Origin of the sequence: Duganella sp. Root198D2 (genome assembly GCF_001428585.1) — a bacterium.
Classification (GTDB): domain Bacteria; phylum Pseudomonadota; class Gammaproteobacteria; order Burkholderiales; family Burkholderiaceae_D; genus Rugamonas.
The window spans coordinates 121,550-142,019 of the sequence record NZ_LMIC01000003.1 but is presented as its reverse complement, the minus strand read 5'-3'; the positions used below and the strand labels follow the sequence as shown (position 1 = coordinate 142,019).

The window sequence follows — 20,470 nt, the reverse complement described above, 5'->3', positions numbered from 1 at the left end:
CATCATGAGCATCGCTACCAAAACCCGCACTGGCCTGGCCGGCGCCGCCGCCCTGATCGCACTGGCTTCCCTGTCTGCACCATCGTTCGCCGCCGAAAAAGTGAAGGAAGAACCGGGCCGCTGCTACGGCATCAACACCTGCAAGGGCACCAGCCTGTGCGCCACCGCCAAGAACGACTGCAAAGGCCTGAACCAGTGCAAGGGCACCGGCGTACTGGTGAAAACGCCGACCGAGTGCAAGGCACTGGGCGGCTCCCTGACCGAAGCCAAGTAACATCCGACGGAGGCACGCCATGCACGCCCATCGCTTTGGCCTCGGCCTGCGCCGCGAACACTACCGCGATTTCCTCGACGGCGACATCGAGGTGGATTTCGTCGAAGTGATCTCGGAGAACTTCATGGTCGCCGGCGGCCAGCCGCGCGACATCCTGCGCCGCGTGAGGGAGAAGCATCCAGTGGTGCTGCATGGTGTGTCGATGTCGCTCGGTTCCGCCGACGGTTTGCGGCCGGACTACCTGGCCCGCCTGTGCGCCCTGGTGGAGGAGATCGAGCCGATGTTCGTCTCCGACCACCTGAGCTGGTCGCGCATAGGCCGCTTCAACTCGCACGACCTGCTGCCTTTGCCTTACACGCAGGAGGCGCTCAACATCATCTGCAACAACATCGACCAGGCGCAGGAAGCGCTGGGACGCACCATGCTGGTCGAAAATCCATCGAGCTACCTGGCGTACGCCGAATCGACCATGACGGAATGGGAGTTCATTGCCGCCATGGCCAAACGCACCGGCTGCGGCTTGCTGCTGGACGTGAACAATGTCTTTGTCAGCGCCAGCAACCACGGTTTCGATCCGCTCGAGTTCCTGCGCGGCGTGCCGATGAACCGCGTTTGCCAGGTCCACCTGGCCGGCCACAGCCAGGGCGACGGCCTGCTGATCGATACCCACGACAGCGCCGTCAACGACGCCGTGTGGGCGCTGTACCGGCAGGCGATTGCACGCTGCGGCCCGGTCGCCACCATGATCGAACGCGATGGCGATATTCCGCCGCTGGCCGACCTGCTGGCAGAACTCGATACCGCGCGCCGCCTCGCCGCGCACAGGGAGGCAGCATGAACCTGGCCGATCTGCAGGGCGACTTCCACGCCATGCTGGCCGCATCCGCGCCTGGCATAGGCGTGCCGGCCGGCCCAGGCCGCGCCGTGTACCAGAACAACTACCGCGCGCAACTCGTGGGCTGCCTTGAAGAGAGCTACCCGCAACTGCGCGCCTTCATCGGCGAAGAGGCCTTCCTGCACGCCGCCGCAGCGCACATCAAGCGCCGCCCGCCCCATGCCTGGACACTGGACGCCTACGCCGACGATTTCTGCGATACGCTGCAAGCCCTGTTCCCCGAAAACCCGGACCTGCACGAACTGGCCTGGATCGAACATGCGCTGGGCCAATCGTTCATTGGCCCTGATGCAGCTCCCGTCGCCGCCGGTGCACTGTCGGCCGTCGACTGGGACCACGCGCACCTGAAGCTCACGCCAACGCTGCACCTGCGCACCGCCAGCACCAACGCCGCCGACCTGTGGTTCGCCCTGCGCGACGGCAGCAGCACGGCAGAAGGCGAAATGCTGCCCGCTCCCGGCGGGTTGCTGGTATGGCGGCGCGGCTTTGTCTCCTGCCTGCGCGCACTCGATGCAATTGAATTTGCCGCCTTGACGCAGCTTCAGCGCGACGGCAGCTTTGTCGGCTTGTGCGCCCTGCTGGTAGAGCGCATCGGCGAAGAGCAGGGCATCGCCAGTGCCGGCGCCATGCTGGCCGACTGGCTTGGTAGCGAACTCATTACCGGAGTTGATCATGAATGAAACCCGCCGCCTGTTCCTGCTGTCCGCCCTCGCCGGCCTGGCAGGCACCGCCAGCCTCGCCTTCGCCCCGGCGCTCGCCGGCGCAGCCCTGCCAATCCGCAGCGCCACCGAGGTCCTGCGCGCCGTCGCTGCCGCACAGCCAGCGCTCAGCTACCACGCCGCCGGTCCCGACGACGGCCGTCCCATCGTGCTTGTCCGTAGTCCCGGCGACAGCACCGAAGGCCACATCGAAACGGCATCGCTGCTGGCCGCGCAAGGCTACCAGGTTCTGCTGCCCAACCAGCGCGAATCGGATGCCGCCACGCTCGGCCAAGACCTGCTTGCCTTCATCGACAGCCTGCATATTCCGGAAGCAGTCTTTATCGGCACCGGCCAAGGCGCCCAGGCGGTACGCGCCGCGGCAAGCCATCGCCGCACCCGCTTCATCGGCCTCGTGCTGGCAGACGGCGGGGCTGCACCCCCAGCCGTCGCGACAATCGGCCTCGCCACTGGCGCTACCCCGCAACAAATTGCCGACGCAGCCATCACGCTTGCGCGCCAAGCCAAATGGCGCACCTGACACCAGACAAACACGGAGACCACCATGAACCCCAACTTCGCCCAATCGCCACGAGTTGCAAGTGCCACCGCAGGTACGTTCTCAGGCCGCATCGCAGCACTCCACGCCCTCGCGGCACGCCTGCTTCCCGTATCCGTGCAGTTGCTCGTCGCACGCCTTGGCATCGCCGCCATCTTCTTCCTCTCGGGCCGCACCAAGGTCGAAGGCTGGTTCACGCTCAAGGATTCGACGGTCGACCTGTTCCGCTACGAGTACATGTTGCCCCTGGTCCCGCCCGAGATCGCCGCCCCGCTCGCGACGTTTGCCGAACACGCGCTGCCGCTGCTGCTGGTCGCCGGCCTGTTCACCCGCTTCGCCGCCTTTGGCCTGTTGGTCATGACCGCCGTCATCGAAATCTTCGTCTACCCGCAAGCCTGGCCCACCCACCTGAGCTGGGCCGCCCTGCTGCTCCCCCTGATTGCCCAGGGCCCGGGCAAGTACTCGCTGGACTATCTGTGCAGGCGCCAACTGTCATGACGCTGGAGGACACCAGAGTCTTCCTGGCGCAGTGGTGCGGCAGACAGGGCCCAAATGAAAAAGCCCAGCCGGTGAAGGCTGGGCTTTTGGGATGCTGGTGCCGGCTGCAGGACTCGAACCCGCCACCTGATGATTACAAATTAGCTGAGAAGACACTATGTCTTTGATTATTAAGCGAATTATACCGTAACCAACAGCAAACCAAAGTACTTCTAGATCAGTAACTTAGCGCAATTCTGCGAAATAGGCAGAAACTAGTTGCTGTACCGGCGATGTACCCATTCAAAGGTATCCACACTCACTGCAAAGACCTAGTGCCAGCACATCATCTCGGCTCTTAATTCATTGCTGTCGCTGACTGCGTTAAGCGCTCCAGAGCGATGCCTAAAGCCCGATCATCGAAAAGACGGTCTTTTCGCAGGGCCGCGTCCGGACCACCGCGCCAATTCCTGAGCCCCTCACGCAAGGCCGGTACGTTGGCTGCGACGCCTTCACGAGCCAGTAGCCAGTCCACGGTGGCCAATAACTCCATGCCGAAGGGAGATTCAAAACCGTTAATCAATGCAGCAGTGGATTCCAAAGCTTGTGTGTATGCCTTAGCCTCACTCTTGAGATAGGCTTGGACAAATGACTTGCGCTCATCGTCAAACCAAATTACGTCGAGCGGATCAGCATCGCTGATGCGCTTGTCGGAATGCAGATAACTTCCATCAAGATTGTTCAACAAGTGGTCAAGCCTGTTTGCGTATGGGCCGTACTTATGTGCCGTGAACTCCAACTTCAAAGGATTGTCACCAGGGTTGTAACGCTCGATAGCGCGTTCCACAAACCACGCTAACTTTTGAATCTCCAACAGACTGCATTCCATTCCCAAAACCCAATACCGCCGCACAAGTTCGGCGATCAACGCACGAGCGGGCGTTAGCTTTTCTACGCCCGCCCGCTTAGCCACATTTTGGTATTGCTTGGTGGGCTCGAACACCAAGATATCAATGTTCAAATCTCCCAACGCCAGTTCAATTTGTTCGCGCACATCAGTCCACTCCAATCCGCCATTGCCAGCCCCTAACGGTGGAATGGCGATAGATCGAATTTGCTGATCGACCAAGAAACGCCGCAGGTCCTGCAAACCTTCCACAACCCACTCCATACGTGATGGCGCTCGCCAGTGCTGCTTAGTGGGAAAGTTAACAATCCATCGCGGTCCATCCAATTCGTGCACAGCCGTTATGAACATCTTGCCCGTCTGCACTTCCTTTGCTTTGCATGCAGCGGCATAACGCTGGAAATTCTCAACAAACCGTTCCTTGAACATCAGCGCAATGCCTTTGCCCATCACTCCAACGGTGTTGACAGTGTTGACCAGCACTTCGGCACGGGCTTCTAACAAGTTGCCTTGAGTGAACGTAATCATTAAAAATACCACCCTGTTCGAGCATAAACCGGCAGATTCAAATTACGAGCTTGAACTTCCTGTTCGATGCGTTGTTTCAAAGATTCCGTGTAGCATATGATGCCGAGAAGCCCACCAACCGGCACGTGCTTATGAATCAGTGCCTCGGCTTGGTAACGCTCAAATTTGGCTGGGTCTTCCGGATCACGCTTGAAATCCCTACGCTGCAGCAATGGCCAATCGATTTTATCGAGGGAGGCCAAGTCTGAATAGTAATCTGCCCACTGATAATAGGCATGGCTATCCGTGAACAGAAATGGCAGACCTAGCCCAGCAATGTGGTGCAGGCTAGAGACCAATATTACGATTTCTTCATTTGGCCGTTTCTTAATGCCGCCCCATCCCGTGTGGATGTTACGTAGCATGGGGGAGAATGGCGTAAAGTAAAACGGCACATAGTCATTCAGAAAGCCTCCCGGCGCTAACGGCACTACGTGATGAGCCCGTTTGTCGATAAGCTCTGGGTTACCTATATTTACCCAAGCCGGTGCCTTCACCTCGCTGTTGCCGCAATGCAGGCCGTTCTCCAGAACCCATAAAAGGTTGTCGCGATGGATAATCCGCCAAATCAGTGCCTTGTCCGGATTAAGATTATTATAGAGCATCAGCGAAACATTCCTCGATTTACATCCACGTCCAGTGTGAGGTCCAAGTCATCAATCATTCCCAAGATTGTGTCAGCTACTGCGTCATTGGGCGCGTAAATTTTGAAGAACTTACTTACAGGAACTGGGCCAGGGGCAAGGCACTCAGCCATGCATATGCTCTTACATTCAGGATCGTGATAATTCCGAATATTCATTGTCTCCCAGTCAATCGCATCAAATCCCGGCTGAAAGTCCAATAATTGCGGTTCCGTATTTGCCAGGGGATGTCGAGGAATGACTTTCCAGTTTTCGCGTTGCGCCTTACTGCGACGGACCGTAATGAGCGCAAAGTCCTCATGAGGGCGATCTTCTTGTATTCGACCGTCAAATGGATTGCGAGCAAACCAATGAAAAGGCACGTAGTTTTCGAGACCGTGCTCTTTCCTACCTTCAATAATTTCTTGATCAGCTACGTCTTCAAAATTTTGAAGGTGTGCACGGGGCAACAATCCCCGCTCAAGAATTCCAGGGATGTTTTCGAGGCTGGTCAAATGATAGATAAGCTTCTGCTCTCTAATGTCAGGCATCTCAAACCTCCGTTCAATAAGGTGCGACAGACAATCAGAGGGCAGCAATAGCACCGCCTTGGTCTGTTGCATGTCTTGTTAACTAGATGTAGCTCACTCAAGAACTACCAGGTCATGGTGGTCAGAGTTGGCCATTCGCTATGATTGCTGCCCCCCCCCTACCTGGGCTGATGCCAACTCCAGTACCCGCCGAACTTCTCCTATATGGCGCGGCCATACTATCAGATGAACTTACCTTGAGCCAACAACAGTAAAACCCGCTACAAGACTGATTTGTCGCCCCTGCCTTTCATCACTTTGGCGGGGGATGCCCAAATCAGGTGAAGTGCTGCTAATGGAAAATGCCCGGCACAAAACCGGGCATTTCTTACAACGAACAGCTATTTCGTCTTGCGTGGAGGCGATGTGCTGCGACGGTTATGCTCGGTAACCGTAGATGCCGGATGAGTCTTTGCATAGCTCTCTTTGACAAACTTTCCGCTTACCGCGCTGCGGTGATTCACAACGATGCTCTTGGTCGACTTGGTAGTCATTTTGTACCTCGTAAGTGTAGTGGTTTGCCAAAGGCGACTGTTGCCGCCCTTGGGGTCAAGCTCGCACGTAATTATTTGCTACGAGCGGCCCTGCAGTGCTCGCATACATGCTCACGTTTTCCTTTACGAAGACGTGTATAGGCGACCACATGCACGGACTTAGGATAATGACAAGATTTCATGTCAATCCCCTTTCGTGACGTAATCTGACCTCAATCACGACTTGACGCTTGCCAAACAGCGGCTTCGCTACTACACTTCCGCTGCTACCCAATAGCATGCAATTCAAGAGAAAACCAGAGGTCGTTTGTTTGGTTTTCTTTTCCCTAAGGCCTAAAGAGCGGGAACTCTTTAGGCCTTATTCATATCTCCCCATCTCGCAAGTGCTGCATCAATACTCACACCGAAGTCCGTCGTGACAGGGAGCGGTGAGCGACACCGTGCGATCAACGAGCTGGGCATCAGAAGGTGGGAGGCGAACGTGTCTGCTTGCCACTCGGAATTCCTGTAAATCTTCGGAGGATTCCGAGGGTCAATCCGCGACAACGCGACGCCTCTGTGCATCATCAAATGACCCAGCTCATGGCACATGGTGAAACGGTCGCGAGCCTCACCCTTACATGCCTTCTCGTACACATCCTCTCGAATAAAAATCAAGTTCTTGTCGGGATAAGTACGACCGTGATCGTTTCCCATCTCTTCCATTTCCAGCACTTCGAATCGCGCTCCTTCATACAGCAGATCCAGTGCTTCATATACTTCAACTACAGGAAAATACGGCCGGTCCTGTAACCGCAAGAATTCACGTAGCACTGCCGCATTCGCAGCGATATTGTCTTTAGAACGCGGCGGGACGATGATTCCGTCGGTTCGCGTTCTATAACCAGGTCCGGATGGCATTATTTCCCTCCAAGAATGCTATGCAGCCTCGACTTCTCTTCAGTTGAAAGGCTGCTGAACCGTCGAGCAAACTCAGTGGCAAGCGCTGCATCTTGATAGTTCGAACTTTCCAGAGGCATACGCACCTCCTTTCTAGCTTGATTAATCAATACCTCAAACCGTTGGCGATCATTTGCCACGGTTGGTATCTTGGACGCCAGCAGGTCCAAGAAATTGTCTGGTACTCGTTTGCGACCTGTTTCAATTGCTGAAAGGAACGCTGGGGATAACCCGACCAGTTCCGACAATCCCATCAAGGTAATGCCGAGGTCAATCCGCAGTTTCTTAAGTTCCTTCCCCAACTGGGTAGTCATGTTTTCCTCCTAAGGGGTTTCGATACGCTATCTCAACGATTCTCTTGAATCGAGGGACTGCGCGTATAGGCGAGGCATCCTCACAAGTGTCACTATACACCTTTCGAACAAAAAATCAACCGTTTAGGAAGAAAAATTGTTCAACACGCGATTGCGCTCGATACCGTTGTAGTAGAACCACAATTAGGCCCGGAAGATGCTATGACCTACTTTCACGCTATTGAAGGGGAGAATGGCGATGGCATTTGCCGTTTCACTCATCCGGCAATACATCTCGTTCAGCTCGGCGTTGTCAATTTCACGAAACCGGATACCTTCCGCCAAAGTGGCCGGCACGCACAGTAAAGTCCATGCTTCCACCGATCCCAGTTCCACAAGGGCGTCCAGCTCAAATCGCGTGATCGGATTCACAATCATAGTTTTGGTTTCATTGTCTTCCCACGCCAGGAAAAACTGACCACCTACCTCGACCAGGAAGTGAATTTGGCCGTCGCCGTATATTTGGCCTTCCGAGTCGTAGCGAAATTCCATCTGCTCGATGCTGGTCAAGCGCAGCATCGCAGCGCGAATCGCCTTTACTTCTTTCATTGCTTGCTCCTTTTTCGATTGATCAGTCACAAGGACCACCGGAAAGTGCCGGCTGGCCCAGGTCATCTGGAAAAGTCGCACCGCATTTGTCGTTAGGTGCGTTCCAATTGCTGCAGTACCAGAACGGTCGGTCACGCTTGTCAGCCTTGGTCCGCAAATGGCCGGTTCCGCACATAGGGCAGTAAATCGGGTCCGCATGCTTGTCCTCCATTGTCTGCGTAAGCAGCGCCCGACTTTTGTTGACGAGTTTCTTCGGCAGGTCTCTTACAAAGCTCTCGCGGCGCATTAACCGCAGTTGCTCTGCTGCCTGTCGGTCCGCTGGTGCCGGAAGCGCAAAAGCAAGCCAGTCGTGAAAGTGATCCAAGAACGCCATGATGAGCTGCTGCTCAGCCCGATCTTTCTCCACTTGGCGTGAGAGCCGTGTCATAGCGGCCATGATGGTCGCTTGCACATCGCTCAAGTAGTCCTTCTCTTCTTGCTGTCGAAGAAAATCATCAATTGCTGCTCGAATGAGGTGCCCCACAGGCATCCCGATATGTCCAGCACGTTCTTCCATAAGCCGGCGTTGATCATCCTCCAGCCGCACAGAGTAGGTGCGCTTCACTGCCATAGATTCCTCCGAAAGACTGTATTGCAAATCCGCAGTACGTTCGCAGTGCATTTGAAAAAAACGCATTGCGTCAGAACGTGCTGCCTGCCTAGCTCCACCCTCAAAAACACCAGCGGAGCGTATTGCCCCCTTTATGTTCCACTACCTATATTTCGGGTTGGTCCTGTACTACATTGCGTTGTTCTTGGCCTCCGTCAGTCGCTACAATTTGCCTGGCACAACGTTCGGCCCTGCGCCGGACGCATATTGGACGCATCGACTCAACAAAAAACTTACTTTCCGTGTCACCGACTCAACGAAAAACCAACAAGAACTCAACAAAAAACTTACACACCACAACGAAAACTCAACAAGAACTCAACAGAAGTCCCAGCAGCCCTTGGGTTCGTTGGTCGCACTGATGCAGCATCGGTAACCAGAGCGTGTACACGCCATGAAAGTCAAAGAACATCAGCCGAAAGTGGCGGACGCGAACCGAGCCAGCGAATAACCTGGAGCGCTCGCCTGTTTCCGCGGTTACGGGGCGGTTTCGGCAGCTTAATGCCGGCACTTGCATACGCCCCCTTGATTTCATCCCACTTCTGAGTCAATCGCTCGTGTGCTTCCTGCAGCGACGCAGCCACCACTTTTGCGCTAGGATAGTCTGGAAGCCTGGCGGTGAACCAAACCATGCCTCCGCTTACAGATTCCACAATCTCGACCTTGAATCCACCGATACGTTTTGCTCGCTTCATTCTTCATTCCTCGAAATTCGGATCATTAATCATGACTGTTGGCCTGGATGTTGACCGCAGCCCCATGTGCCCGGTCGGCCTGTTTGAGTTCGTTGACCAAATTCTTTGCCAAGTCTTTTCCGCTGGATTGTTCGCCCGCTTGTCCGCCAACTGATGCCGATCCTGGTGAAAGTGGCGCTACGCTTAAATCAGCCGTGGACGATGCCACCGGTGCCGGCGGCGTAGCGCGGTGAACAGAAGATTCGCCAGAACTTGGCTGACCAGATTGGACCTGCGGAGCTGCAGGTTGGCCACCTGGTACCGACGTTGCAGGAGCCCCTGCCGCTTTGACCTCGTTGATGCTCGCGGTCTGGGCTTCAATCCTGTCCGCCATACTCAATCCGGACGATGGGCCGCCAAACTCCTTAATTGCATCTTTTGCTGCGCCAGCACCTGCGTTTGCGAGCGCACCAGCTGCTCCTGTTGCAATTCCAGGAATGCCCGTAGCCCCTGCCGCACGTGCTTGCTCAATGGCGGCGCCACCTGCCTTTATCGCCCCGCTTAAAGTTCCGCCCGCTCCTACTGCGGCGCCGGCAGCACCGCCGGCAATTGCTCCAACTGCTCCGCCGGCGACGGCAGCGGCTCCAACCACATCACCACCTGAAAGGGATGCAGTACCACCGATCAAGTCGGCTGCCATTTGCGGAGCTTTCAAGGCGATGAATGCCAAGAGTCCCGACATCCCGAATACCGCCCACATTGGCGTCAAATCAATGATTGAAAAGTTCTGCAGCTGCGCTTCCATTGCAGCTGTTGTTTGTTGGGCTGCATACAAGACGAAGTAGACCGCCAAGAAACGAACGCCGATCACAATCGCACCAGATATCGCTTTAGTGGTCATGTCGCGGCCGTACTTGATACTGCCCATCGCGATAATGATCGGGTAGCACGCCAGGTAAAAATACATCTGCACAAGGATTACGGAGTATTGCGCAGTCAAGATCAGGAATGCCACCACAATCAGTATGATCACGATTGCGATCATGATCGCTACGAGCGGATTGCTCGCCGCAGCAACGCCGGCCGGCACGGGCATGCCTCCAATATTGGCGCTATCCGAAAACTTCTGCATCAAAAGCGAAACCATATCAATGCCCTGCCAAAATATGTCCGCAGGGTTGAGGACGCTTATGCCGCTTGCTTTCTCTCCGAGTTCGCGGAATCCAGTAATTAGGCTCACCATGTTCCCAACATTCATCAGGAACGCGAGAAACCCATACCACATTACGCGCATCACCAACGTTGATAGAAGCTCTTGCGGCCCCTCGCCCCTCAGTAGCTTAGGTAATATGGCCATGATGAGGTCGATGGTCGCCAAAGCAGCGGCCAACCACTTCGCGGCCGTCAGAATCACCTCCCCGAAATTCGTTGATGCGGTCCGATAGTAGGTCAGGAACTGGCCCACGTCCGCCGGTTGCGACGGCGCGGCCGCAGCCGACGAACATACAGCCATCGCCGCTACGATCGCTAAGAGCAAACTACTTCTTCGCATTGCCAACCTCCCCCGTCACTGGTGCAGCGTCGCGCTTCCCTCCTTTGCTAGTTCCAAAGCCCGTGAATCCGCTTTCGCTCCATTTGCGCACATGACGTTCGCTTTGCTGCGTAGAGCTGGCGAGTCCGGAATCTTCTGTTCCGCTTTCGAGCAGCGGCCACGCCAGCAGAAATACGAGGATCGCAATGACTAGTGAAATCCATTTCTTGTGATTGATATTCATCGATGCCTCTCTTATTGGTTCTTTGTTCCGAAACCTGTGAAACCGCTCTCGCCCCACTTCCTCACTTTTCCACTACTCTGATTCATGAAGGTCTGGACTGCATCGGTTTGATCTGCCTGAATTTGCGCCTGGCCGGCAAGGTAAGCGTTCTGCGCCTGCATTTGCGTCATGGTTAGCTGGCGAAGCTTTTGCAACTGGTCGATCGTTTGCGAGGCGATCATGTTCCCGGCTTGCAGCGCCTGGAGTGAACCAGGAGAACTGGCCGAGATCCCCTGAATCTGCGCGAGCGTGGTTCGCTCATTCGCGAATTGATTCGTCTGTAATCCAGCCACCTGCAGGGCGCTATTCAACCCGTCTAATTGGGTCTGAACCAACCCCTGAAACTTGCTGCCGAAGTTACTGCTAGCTGTCGTCTTCGCGTACCCAGGGAACTTCAACTTGAACATCTCTTCAATGTTTGCGCCTGCGTGCATCAGCGCATTCGTTTTGGATACGATATTTGCCAAGGCATCGAGTTCCTGCCGTGCCTGCCCCCAGGCTTGAACGGGGGCGGAAACGAGGTTCTGAAGCTGCTGTTTCGCCATCTGTACCTGCTCAATCGCCTGCTGAACCATCTGATACATTTGGAGCGTCTGATTAATCAACGCAACGTTATTCAAGACCTGGGTGATCTCAGTTGCGCCACCAAACTGCGCGTCAGCAAGCGGTGTGATGCCCAGCAAGCCTGCCAGCAGAAGGGCGTTCTTGTTCATTCCTCGACTCCTTCGTCTTTTTTGCTGTCTTTAGATTGATCTCGGTTGGAGATGCGTGCCCCCTTTGCGGTGGCACGCGGCCCACCGACAATCTCTTTGATTTGAGCGATGGATTTTCTTGCGACGGTCCTATCAGTCGGTTCAGGAATCAAGGCGCCTTCGCGTTCGGCCTCCAGGACGCGAGCCCGTCGAGCCGTCACACGAACGCCACCAACTGGAATGAATTCGCCCTTGCGGTAACGGCCAATCAAGCCCCGGAACCAGCGAAGTGCATTCGTTCGAATCGAGCCGGTTTCCATCGCATCCGCCAATTCATCAAGCAAGGCCTGTGCGTCCTCATTCGGGATTTGTTCGCACAGCGACGAAACTGCTTGGCGCTCGATCGACGACAACGACCTTGGGATGTGTAGTGGTTGTTGTTTTGATTCATGTTGTGATTTAAGTGGTGACGTAACTGTGTCACCTTCGTTGGTGACAGGTCTTGTCACCACCGTCCCTGACAATTTGTCGGGGTCATCTTCACTCTGCGACTTTGGCGGTGACAATTTGTCAGGGCTTGGATTCCCACCGCGCTCAGGGCCCGATCCCGCGTCTAAGTTAAGGCGGTAAAGGTTCTGGATACGCCGGCCGTTCCTGGCGTCAAATCGGGGTTCAATGGAAACCAGGTTCGAAATGCTGAAGTCCTGCAGCACCCGCTGCACCGTCCGCTCCGATACACAGCACTTTCGAGCGACGAAAGGCACACCAGGCCAGCATTCGTTTCGTTCATTTGCCGCGTCGGCCAACGCCAAAAGGATCAACTTCGGCGTTGGCACCATTTCGTGGTCCCAGGCCCAATTCATTGCGCGAATACTCATTGTGCCGGCGCCTCGTCCAGAATTCGGCTGATGACACTGGCCTTGAACAAGATGCGCCTGCCAATCTTCACCTTTGCAGGGCGAAGTCGATTTGCGAATTCATTATTCCCGGAGAGCGTTACGCGTAGACCCTCGGCGCTACGGCAAAAAAGTTCGGCGCAGTCATGAAGGGAGAGAAGGACGCCATAGCGTTGAATCAGAATTTCTTCGGTGGTCATTTTTGACTCCAGTTATTAACCTGGCGCCAAAGTTAATTTGACCGAAGTTAGCCGTCAACCTTATAAATATTACGTAATGATCAAGTAAGTAACGGGAAATTCCGAACTCGGTATGGACATCAATAAGGCTTCACAATCCCGAACTTCGTATTTTGGAAACCCGATTTCTACATTTCGGGAAACTGAGTAACCAAGAAATCAATCACCTATCGAAAAATCATACTTAAATTAAGTATAGCGCAAATAATTGTCAATTCCCGAGACCAAACCGGTCACTGTGGTTACAAATTGTTTCAATTATTCTGCCTCTATGGGCGCTCAAAATGCGTCCCACTAAACAGAGCCATCTCGATGTCAGCGGCTCGCCACTGCGATGAACTCGTGCCGGCTGGAAGGTGGCATTGCGGCCTGCTTATTGCTTGAGTGTTCAGCTGGCTTCTTATGCCTTCGACAATGTTCATAAATTTGACATACCCTGAGATCATATTCGGATTCGAGGAATCAGTTATTTCCGGGAGGATTTCTGCTTTTAAAAGTGCTTTTCGAATCCTATTATCAAGCGCACCATAACGCTCAGGGTCAAGAAATCTAAGTAGTTTTGAGGCGTAAGTAAGTCCCATGCCTGGAAATTTCAAAGCGCTAGAAATGGCGCGCTCCGTATCATCGAGATTGGATATTGTCTGATCCATTAGCTGTTGTAAATTGACTTCGCCCGCACCATCCTCAAATTTTTGAAGAGTTCCGTTTTGACTTCCGCCCCATTGGATCATTTCCTTTATCAGATAGACTGATGCGGTCTTTTCGCTGTCACAGTTGATTCTCAACCACTCGAACCTTTTTTCAAGTGTTACGATCCATTCGAATCTCGGAAAAGCATCCTCTGGATAACCGTAGAGTGAATGCTTCCCGTTCCAGCTGTAAGCTCTAAATTGATCTGCGAAATTATGGACGTCGATCATGATCATTCACCAGGCCAGTCGGGTTTGGATTATAAAAAGCGTGCAAAATCGCTTCGAACGTTTCTTCAAAGCATAGCCAGCAGGCCATTCAACGTTGAGAGCGTGTCTTTAGTGTCCTGCGTTTGGTTGCGATCCAACAAAATCGACTGCATGCCGGCGCCACGAGGACCATCAACGTCGGCGGATCGGGTATCACCAATCATCAGCACTTGCTTAGGTGCGCAACCGAGCATTTCACATACTTCTTCGTAAAGTGCTCGATCAGGCTTCATGGCCTGCCGCTCGAAGCTCCAGGCATAAGCGTCCAGCTGCACTGGTAGCAGCCTCTTGATAGGCGCGGCATAGGGTTCGGCGAGGTTAGAGCAAACAGCAATTTTGATACCCCTGCGCTGCAATGCCCGAATCGTAGGGAGTACGTCAGGATACAGTGCGATGGAGTCCAGCTCAGTCTCCAGATCACTTTCCAAGCCGTCCAGCTCGGCCGGCGTCAATTCGATACCGAGAAAGTCAGCGGCCCCCTGCAGGCTCCAGGATTGAGTCATTAGCGTCCTGGCGTCGTTTGCGGTCTTTGCGCGACCTTTTACCATCCCTATCTGTAGCAATTGCGCAAACGGACTCCGCTTGCTGTTGATGGTGGCGATCGTGCCGTACACGTCAAACACGACAGCGCGTACTTTCACCATATCGTCGAGCGTGGCCACCAGTTCCTCAGCGCGCAGGTGTGTGTAACGACGAAGCATTTGCATCGACTGGTGCCCACTGATCAGCGCTACTTTTTGGTCGCTTAGCCCCGCTTCAACCAAACGGCTAACCGCTTCATGGCGCAAATCGTGAAAGCGGAGATCGGTGATTCCGATGCTTTCTTTGATGCCGCCCCAAATTTTGGCGAACTGATACGGGCGTCGGGTTCCGTCTCGGCCAGGCTCTCCGAAGAACACCAGATTTGTTTCTTTAGGTCGGATAGGATTTCCCATTGCGCTCTTGAGCGCAGCGGTTGCGGCCGGTGAAAGTGGGATGGTCCTTGCTGAATTATTTTTGGTATCAGCAAGGCGAACAACTCGATTTTCCATATCGACGTCTTGAAGCCGCAGATTCAGAATCTCAGACTGGCGCATCGCGGTCTCGATGGCCAACGTCACGATCCATGCAAGCATTGGATTGCTATGTCCTTCGACAGCGCTAATCAAGCGCCGTTCTTCATCTGCTGTCAGCCGGCGATCACGCCCTTTACCTGGGCTTGGCTTACGGATTGCAGCAACGGGATTGTGCGTTAGCCCCAGCCCCCACTCTTGGATCGCGACAGTGAAAAGGTTGCTGAGAAGTGCCAACTCGATACGAACTGTATTGTTCGACTTTCCTTTCGCGATGCGATGGTCACGGTAGGATGCTACAAGCTCATTCGAGATTGCGGCCATAGAATATTTGCCAAGAAAGCCGGCAAGGTGTTTGGCCGTAATTTTCTCGCTGCGCTGCGTAGTAGGCTTCTTGAGCGGCGTAACTTCCTGCAAATACTGTTGAAGGGCCGCTTCGATTGTTGTGCGTTCGGCGCCGGCGCGCGAGATGTAAACGCCCCGCACCATTTCATCCTCGGTGCTCCGAGCCCAGTCGGTCGCTGCCCGTTTTGTGCGGAATGTCCTGGATGTAATCGGCCATCCCTGCTTGCGGATTACGGCCTTCCAAGAGCCAGATTCGGTTTTTACAAATGTCGCCATTGGGCCTCTGTGATCTGTGACTGTACCTAAAGTGTACCTATTCGAGATTCACAAAGACAAACGCCTTACGTGCAAGACACGTAAGGCGTTGTTTTCACTGCTAATTCTTGGTGCCGGCTGCAGGACTCGAACCCGCCACCTGATGATTACAAATCAACTGCTCTACCTGATGAGCTAAGCCGGCTTTAAAACTTTCGCCGCGATTATACGCTATTTAATGCGAGTGAGGGTTGGACGGCTGCCTTTCTTTGGTGGCTCGCCGCCATCATCCGGTCCATTGTCGTCTTCGTTGCGTGGCGCCGGGGCGCTTGGCACGGAAGACAGGGTCGGAACGGGCGCAATTTCTTCGACCGGCACAGGCGTTTTCGCTACGGTAGCCTGGCCCAGCAATGGCTCGAACGCCATGCCCTGGCCATTTTCGTTGGCATAAATCGCCATCACGTTATTGACCGGCACGTAGATTTCGCGCGACACGCCGCCGAAGCGGGCGTGGAAATGAATGGCGTCGTTATCCATCTTCAGGCCGGAGGTGGCGCCGAAGCTGATATTCAGGACGATTTCGCCCTTCCGCACGTATTCCATCGGTACCTGGGTTGCTGCGTCGACCTTGACCGCCAGGTAGGGGGTATAGCCGCAATCGGTGCACCATTCGTAAATGGCGCGCAGCATATAGGGCTTGGTGGAGATTTCTGACATGTTCAAACTATATGGTGCGGCGCGCGCATTGCAAGCAAAGGCGCGCCGCCGGGGCCGCAATTAACGGCGCATTACTTTCTCGGACGGAGTCAGCGCTTCGATGTAGGCAGGGCGCGAGAAGATACGCTCGGCGTACTTCATCAGCGGCGCTGCGGTCTTCGACAGCTCGATACCGTAGTGGTCAAGACGCCACAGCAGCGGGGCCACGGCCACGTCCAGCATGGAGAACTCGTCGCCCAGCATGTACTTGTTCTTCAGGAACAGCGGAGCCAGGGTCGTCAGGCGGTCGCGGATTTCTGCGCGGGCCTTGTCGTGGCTCTTGTCGCTCGTCTTGTTGCGCTCGCTTTCCAGCGTGTGCACGTGAACGAACAGCTCTTTCTCGAAGTTGAACAGCATCAGGCGGGCACGCGCGCGCATCAGCGGGTCGGCCGGCATCAGCTGCGGATGCGGGAAGCGCTCGTCGATGTACTCATTGATGATGTTCGATTCGTACAAAATCAATTCGCGTTCGACCAGGATCGGTACCTGGCCATACGGGTTCATGGTCGAAATATCTTCCGGCTTGTTGAACAGGTCAACATCGCGCACTTCAAAGTCCATGCCCTTTTCGAACAGGACCAGGCGGCAGCGCTGGGAGAATGGGCAGGTTGTGCCCGAATAGAGAACCATCATTTTCCTAGTTCCTTAGAAACAAAGGGGGCGAGACCGCGAACGGTTCACCCCAGTTGGGCCGCCCGGCGTACCTGGCGGCGCAAACAGGCGCCGGAAATCCGGCGCACGCAATTATTTGACTTCTTTCCAGTACGACGCGTTGAGGCGCCATGCCAGGGTAGCGAAGATAGTCATGAAGATCAGCACCCATACGCCCAGCTGCTTGCGCTTCTGTGCGGCTGGCTCGGCCATCCACTCCATATAGCCAACGATGTCGGCGACGGCAGTGTCGAACTCCAGCTTACTCATGGTGCCCTTCGTAACTGGCTCGAAGCCCACGAACTTGTGCACCTTCTTGCCGTGATCATGCGGGTCTGCCACTTCTTCAAACTTGGCAGCCTGCACGCCCTGCAGCTCCCACAGCACGTGTGGCATGGCCGCATTCGGCAGCACCATGTTGTTGAAGCCGGTTGGGCGGGTGTCGTCCTTGTAGAAGGTACGCAGGTAGGTGTACAGGTAGTCGCTGCCGCTGTTCGACGGCGTTGCCTTGGCGCGGGTGATCACGGACAAGTCCGGCGGCACCGTGCCGAACCAGACCTTGGCATCCTTGGCTGGCATGGCGGTGGTCATCATTTCGCCCACTTTTTCGCCGGTGAACAGCAGGTTGTTCTTGATCTGGTCTTCGCTCAGGCCCAGGTCGCGCAGGCGGTTGAAACGCATGCTCGACGCATTGTGGCAGTTCAGGCAGTAGTTGACGAACAGCTTGGCGCCGTTTTGCAGGGCAGCCATATTGTGCGAGCGATCCGGTGCCTTCTCCAGCGGGAAGCCGCCTTCGTTGGCGAAGGCCAGCACTGGTACCAGGGCCAGGAGGGCCAGCAGTTTCTTTGAAAAGATCATTTATTAGTCCTTTGCTTAGCGTTCTGGTCGTTCGATTAGTGCGCGTGGAACACAACGCGGTCCGGCACTTTTTTGAACGTACCCATGACGCTCCACCATGGCATCAGCAAGAAGAAGCTGAAGTAGTACAGGGTTGCAACCTGGGCGATCAGCGTGCCGACTGGGCTAGGCGGCTGGGTACCCAGGTAGCCCAGGGCTACGAAGGAGATGGCCAGGCCAGCGTACACATACTTGTGCCAATCAGGACGATAACGGATCGATTTCACTGGCGAGTGGTCGAGCCATGGCAGGAAGGCCAGGATCACCACGGAACCGCCGAAGAACACCACGCCCCAGAATTTCGCATCCAGTGCGCCTGGCAGCATGCCCACGATCATCAGCAGCGCGATCACGCTGACCGCGACCTTGACCATGCTCGACAGCTTGGACTTCATCCACAGGAAGGCCGTGTAGGCAGCGATGCCCACCATCAGCACCCACAGGAAGTCCGAAGTCGTGGCGCGCAGCACCGAGTAGAAAGCGGTGAAGTACCAGGTCGGAGCAATGTGCGGCGGGGTCTTCATCGAATCGCCCGGCAGGAAGTTGTTGTACTCCAGGAAGTAGCCGCCCATTTCAGGCGCGAAGAACACCACAGCCGAGAAGATGGTCAGGAACACGGACACGCCGAACAGGTCGTGCACGGTGTAGTACGGGTGCGATGGGATCGAATCCACTGGGTGGCCGTCCGGGCCCAGGTTTTCTTTCACTTCGATGCCGTCCGGGTTGGACGAGCCGACTTCGTGCAGCGCGATCAGGTGGGCAGCCACCAGGCCCAGCAGGACCAGCGGGATGGCGATCACGTGGAAAGCGAAGAAGCGGTTCAGGGTCGCGTCGGACACCACGTAGTCGCCACGGATCCACAGCGACAGGTCAGGGCCGATCAGCGGAATAGCGCCGAACAGGTTGACAATCACCTGGGCGCCCCAGTACGACATCTGGCCCCATGGCAGCAGGTAGCCGAAGAACGCTTCGGCCATCAGGCACAGGAAGATGGCGAAACCGAACAGCCAGATCAGTTCACGTGGCTTGCGGTAGGAACCGTACATCAGGCCGCGCGTCATGTGCAGGTACACGATGATGAAGAAGGCCGAGGCGCCGGTCGAGTGCATATAGCGCACCAGCCAGCCCCATGGCACTTCGCGCATGATGTATTCAACCGACGCGAAGGCCAGGCCGGCGTCCGGCTTGTAGTGCATGGTCAGGAAGATGCCGGTGACGATCTGCAGCACCAGCACCAGCATGGCCAGGGAACCGAAGATGTACCAGAAGTTGAAGTTTTTCGGGGCGTAGTATTTGCCCCATTGGTCGTTCCACAGCTTGGTGGCCGGGAAGCGGTCGTCGACCCAGCCCAAGGCCTTCTTGGCAATTGGTGCGTCGGCAGGGAATTTGGTTTCCTTGAATGCGGCCATGGATTATGCCTCGCCTTTCTCGTCTTTACCGATGATCAGCTTGCTGTCGCCCAGGTACATATGGCGCGGCACTTGCAGGTTGTCCGGGGCAGGCTTGTTCTTGAACACACGGCCGGCCAGGTCGAAGGTCGAACCGTGGCATGGGCACAGGAAGCCGCCGAGCCAGTTGTCTGGCAGCGAAGGCTGTGCGCCAGGGGTGAATTTCGACGAAGGGGAGCAGCCCAGGTGGGAGCAGATGCCCACGGCCACCAGGATTTCAGGCTTGATTGAGCGATGCGGGTTGCGCGCGTATTCCGGCGTCAGGTCGTCCGGGGTACGCTCAGATTTCGGATCGGCCAGCTCGGCCTCGTCTTTCGCCAGCGTTGCCACCATATCCGGGGTACGCTTCAGGATCCAGACTGGCTTACCACGCCATTCGACAGTTTTCATTTCGCCCGGCTGCAGCGTAGAGATATCCACTTCCACCGGTGCACCAGCTGCCTTCGCGCGCTCGGACGGCTGGAACGTGCTTACCAGGGCGCCAGTTGCACCCAAACCGACCACACCACCTGCCGCACACGTTGCGACGAGGAGTCCGCGACGGCTCGAATCGACCTGCTTCTCGTTACTCATACAAACCCCAATCAGTCAAAAATCCAAAATCTTTATTGTCAACAAAGCTTCTAGCAACCTTAAATTATAAAGTAGTGAAGTTGCGATTTAAAGCAAAACCTTGCAATTAGCTAATCCATCCCAATGTTGCGCCCCTTGCGCGTTCCATGAATTTGCAGCAAAGTTGACACAAATCCATAAATTTTTGGGGAGAATATGTTATGGGAATGATGCAAGACTTCAAAGAATTCGCCATGAAGGGCAATGTCATCGACCTGGCGGTCGGTGTCATCATCGGCGCGGCCTTCGGCAAAATCGTCGATTCCCTGGTGGCCGACGTCATCATGCCGCCAATCGGCATGCTGCTCGGCGGCCTCGATTTCGCCAACTATTACATTCCTCTTAACGGACAGGCGCACAACCTGGCCCTGGCCGAAGCGAAGAAACTGGGTGCGGTGATCGCCTATGGCAATTTCTTCACCATCTTGCTGAATTTCGTCATCCTGGCCTTCGTGATCTTCCAGATGGTACGCCTGGTCGCCAAGCTGCGCCGCGAGGAAGCGCCGGCTGCCGCGGCGGCAGAACCTGTACCACCTTCAGAAGATATCGTGCTGCTGCGCGAAATTCGCGATTCTTTGCGAAAATAGGAGTTAACTCCCATTTTGT

General features: G+C 55.3%; 26 protein-coding genes, 1 tRNA gene and 1 pseudogene. 6 read left to right on the top strand and 22 right to left on the bottom strand.

The features are described from left to right. Positions 1 to 4 precede the first annotated feature (4 nt). Genes ASE26_RS05735 through ASE26_RS05715 form a run of 5 tightly spaced genes read left to right on the top strand, consistent with a single transcriptional unit; the run spans position 5 to position 2,924 of the window. The gene (locus tag ASE26_RS05735) at positions 5 to 274 is read left to right on the top strand and encodes a hypothetical protein (RefSeq protein ID WP_055928024.1); all 270 of its coding nucleotides are present in this window, start codon (positions 5 to 7) and stop codon (positions 272 to 274) included. Positions 275 to 293: 19 nt separating this feature from the next. After that, a complete protein-coding gene (locus tag ASE26_RS05730; RefSeq protein WP_057245754.1) occupies positions 294 to 1,112 on the top strand; it encodes a DUF692 domain-containing protein in 819 nt (272 codons plus the stop codon). Continuing rightward, on the top strand, positions 1,109 to 1,849 hold the full coding sequence (locus tag ASE26_RS05725) for a putative DNA-binding domain-containing protein (RefSeq protein ID WP_055928018.1): 741 nt from the start codon (positions 1,109 to 1,111) through the stop codon (positions 1,847 to 1,849). The genes ASE26_RS05730 and ASE26_RS05725 overlap by 4 nt, the downstream gene beginning before the upstream one ends. Beyond that, a complete protein-coding gene (locus tag ASE26_RS05720; RefSeq protein ID WP_057245753.1) occupies positions 1,842 to 2,408 on the top strand; it encodes an alpha/beta fold hydrolase in 567 nt (188 codons plus the stop codon). Before ASE26_RS05725 ends, ASE26_RS05720 begins: the two co-directional genes overlap by 8 nt. 24 nt (positions 2,409 to 2,432) lie before the next feature. Further along, on the top strand, positions 2,433 to 2,924 hold the full coding sequence (locus ASE26_RS05715; protein ID WP_082591298.1) for a DoxX family protein: 492 nt from the start codon (positions 2,433 to 2,435) through the stop codon (positions 2,922 to 2,924). 337 nt (positions 2,925 to 3,261) lie between these two features. Here ASE26_RS05715 and ASE26_RS05710 read toward each other — a convergent pair whose 3' ends face one another. From ASE26_RS05710 to petA, 22 genes and pseudogenes are all read right to left on the bottom strand, one after another. Beyond that, the gene (locus ASE26_RS05710; RefSeq protein ID WP_057245752.1) at positions 3,262 to 4,338 is read right to left on the bottom strand and encodes a macro domain-containing protein; all 1,077 of its coding nucleotides are present in this window, start codon (positions 4,336 to 4,338) and stop codon (positions 3,262 to 3,264) included. Beyond that, the gene (locus tag ASE26_RS05705; protein WP_057245751.1) at positions 4,338 to 4,982 is read right to left on the bottom strand and encodes a DUF4433 domain-containing protein; all 645 of its coding nucleotides are present in this window, start codon (positions 4,980 to 4,982) and stop codon (positions 4,338 to 4,340) included. Before ASE26_RS05705 ends, ASE26_RS05710 begins: the two co-directional genes overlap by 1 nt. Continuing rightward, complete coding sequence (locus ASE26_RS05700; RefSeq protein WP_229208119.1) at positions 4,982 to 5,623, bottom strand: DarT ssDNA thymidine ADP-ribosyltransferase family protein; 642 nt, start codon at positions 5,621 to 5,623, stop codon at positions 4,982 to 4,984. Before ASE26_RS05700 ends, ASE26_RS05705 begins: the two co-directional genes overlap by 1 nt. An 812-nt stretch (positions 5,624 to 6,435) precedes the next feature. After that, positions 6,436 to 6,984, bottom strand: a complete 549-nt coding sequence (locus ASE26_RS05695) for an ImmA/IrrE family metallo-endopeptidase (RefSeq protein ID WP_057245750.1) — start codon at positions 6,982 to 6,984, stop codon at positions 6,436 to 6,438. Then, on the bottom strand, positions 6,984 to 7,337 hold the full coding sequence (locus tag ASE26_RS05690) for a helix-turn-helix domain-containing protein (protein ID WP_057245749.1): 354 nt from the start codon (positions 7,335 to 7,337) through the stop codon (positions 6,984 to 6,986). Before ASE26_RS05690 ends, ASE26_RS05695 begins: the two co-directional genes overlap by 1 nt. Positions 7,338 to 7,520: 183 nt before the next feature. Next, on the bottom strand, positions 7,521 to 7,925 hold the full coding sequence (locus tag ASE26_RS05685; RefSeq protein WP_057245748.1) for a hypothetical protein: 405 nt from the start codon (positions 7,923 to 7,925) through the stop codon (positions 7,521 to 7,523). A 22-nt stretch (positions 7,926 to 7,947) separates the two neighbouring features. After that, positions 7,948 to 8,535: a hypothetical protein gene (locus ASE26_RS05680; RefSeq protein WP_057245747.1), complete on the bottom strand. Its 588-nt coding sequence runs from the start codon at positions 8,533 to 8,535 to the stop codon at positions 7,948 to 7,950. Between the two features lie 440 nt (positions 8,536 to 8,975). After that, on the bottom strand, positions 8,976 to 9,269 hold the full coding sequence (locus ASE26_RS30465; protein ID WP_156409889.1) for a hypothetical protein: 294 nt from the start codon (positions 9,267 to 9,269) through the stop codon (positions 8,976 to 8,978). 25 nt (positions 9,270 to 9,294) lie between these two features. After that, positions 9,295 to 10,800 (bottom strand): type IV secretion system protein, encoded by a 1,506-nt coding sequence (locus ASE26_RS05670; protein WP_082591297.1) that lies wholly within the window; start codon positions 10,798 to 10,800, stop codon positions 9,295 to 9,297. Continuing rightward, complete coding sequence (locus tag ASE26_RS30460) at positions 10,787 to 11,023, bottom strand: hypothetical protein (RefSeq protein WP_057245744.1); 237 nt, start codon at positions 11,021 to 11,023, stop codon at positions 10,787 to 10,789. Before ASE26_RS30460 ends, ASE26_RS05670 begins: the two co-directional genes overlap by 14 nt. A gap of 11 nt (positions 11,024 to 11,034) precedes the next feature. Beyond that, positions 11,035 to 11,775, bottom strand: coding sequence for a P-type conjugative transfer protein TrbJ (gene trbJ, locus ASE26_RS05660; protein WP_057245743.1), 741 nt, complete (start codon positions 11,773 to 11,775; stop codon positions 11,035 to 11,037). Further along, positions 11,772 to 12,632, bottom strand: coding sequence for a helix-turn-helix domain-containing protein (locus ASE26_RS30455; RefSeq protein ID WP_156409888.1), 861 nt, complete (start codon positions 12,630 to 12,632; stop codon positions 11,772 to 11,774). The genes trbJ and ASE26_RS30455 overlap by 4 nt, the downstream gene beginning before the upstream one ends. Beyond that, positions 12,629 to 12,850 carry a hypothetical protein gene (locus ASE26_RS05650; RefSeq protein WP_057245741.1) on the bottom strand — a complete coding sequence of 74 codons (222 nt, stop codon included), beginning with the start codon at positions 12,848 to 12,850 and terminating at the stop codon, positions 12,629 to 12,631. Before ASE26_RS05650 ends, ASE26_RS30455 begins: the two co-directional genes overlap by 4 nt. Before the next feature lie 308 nt (positions 12,851 to 13,158). Then, on the bottom strand, positions 13,159 to 13,809 hold the full coding sequence (locus ASE26_RS05645) for a hypothetical protein (protein WP_156409887.1): 651 nt from the start codon (positions 13,807 to 13,809) through the stop codon (positions 13,159 to 13,161). 65 nt (positions 13,810 to 13,874) lie between these two features. Then, complete coding sequence (locus ASE26_RS31375; protein WP_229208120.1) at positions 13,875 to 14,492, bottom strand: HAD family hydrolase; 618 nt, start codon at positions 14,490 to 14,492, stop codon at positions 13,875 to 13,877. Next, positions 14,484 to 15,521: pseudogene (locus tag ASE26_RS31370) on the bottom strand (tyrosine-type recombinase/integrase); the annotation flags it as partial. The pseudogene ASE26_RS31370 and the gene ASE26_RS31375, both read right to left, overlap by 9 nt. A gap of 108 nt (positions 15,522 to 15,629) precedes the next feature. Beyond that, positions 15,630 to 15,705: transfer RNA gene (locus tag ASE26_RS05635), tRNA-Thr, on the bottom strand. A 26-nt stretch (positions 15,706 to 15,731) separates the two neighbouring features. Beyond that, on the bottom strand, positions 15,732 to 16,217 hold the full coding sequence (locus ASE26_RS05630; RefSeq protein ID WP_057245739.1) for a ClpXP protease specificity-enhancing factor: 486 nt from the start codon (positions 16,215 to 16,217) through the stop codon (positions 15,732 to 15,734). A gap of 60 nt (positions 16,218 to 16,277) precedes the next feature. Beyond that, a complete protein-coding gene (locus tag ASE26_RS05625) occupies positions 16,278 to 16,889 on the bottom strand; it encodes a glutathione S-transferase N-terminal domain-containing protein (protein ID WP_028103178.1) in 612 nt (203 codons plus the stop codon). Positions 16,890 to 17,000: 111 nt separating this feature from the next. Further along, positions 17,001 to 17,765: a cytochrome c1 gene (locus ASE26_RS05620; RefSeq protein ID WP_055926830.1), complete on the bottom strand. Its 765-nt coding sequence runs from the start codon at positions 17,763 to 17,765 to the stop codon at positions 17,001 to 17,003. 35 nt (positions 17,766 to 17,800) lie between these two features. After that, positions 17,801 to 19,213, bottom strand: a complete 1,413-nt coding sequence (locus ASE26_RS05615; protein ID WP_055926832.1) for a cytochrome bc complex cytochrome b subunit — start codon at positions 19,211 to 19,213, stop codon at positions 17,801 to 17,803. A gap of 3 nt (positions 19,214 to 19,216) precedes the next feature. Further along, the gene (petA, locus tag ASE26_RS05610; RefSeq protein ID WP_055926834.1) at positions 19,217 to 19,825 is read right to left on the bottom strand and encodes a ubiquinol-cytochrome c reductase iron-sulfur subunit; all 609 of its coding nucleotides are present in this window, start codon (positions 19,823 to 19,825) and stop codon (positions 19,217 to 19,219) included. Between the two features lie 200 nt (positions 19,826 to 20,025). On the opposite strand from petA, the gene mscL reads away from it, so the two are divergent. Next, positions 20,026 to 20,451: a large conductance mechanosensitive channel protein MscL gene (gene mscL / locus ASE26_RS05605; RefSeq protein ID WP_055926836.1), complete on the top strand. Its 426-nt coding sequence runs from the start codon at positions 20,026 to 20,028 to the stop codon at positions 20,449 to 20,451. Positions 20,452 to 20,470 lie beyond the last annotated feature (19 nt).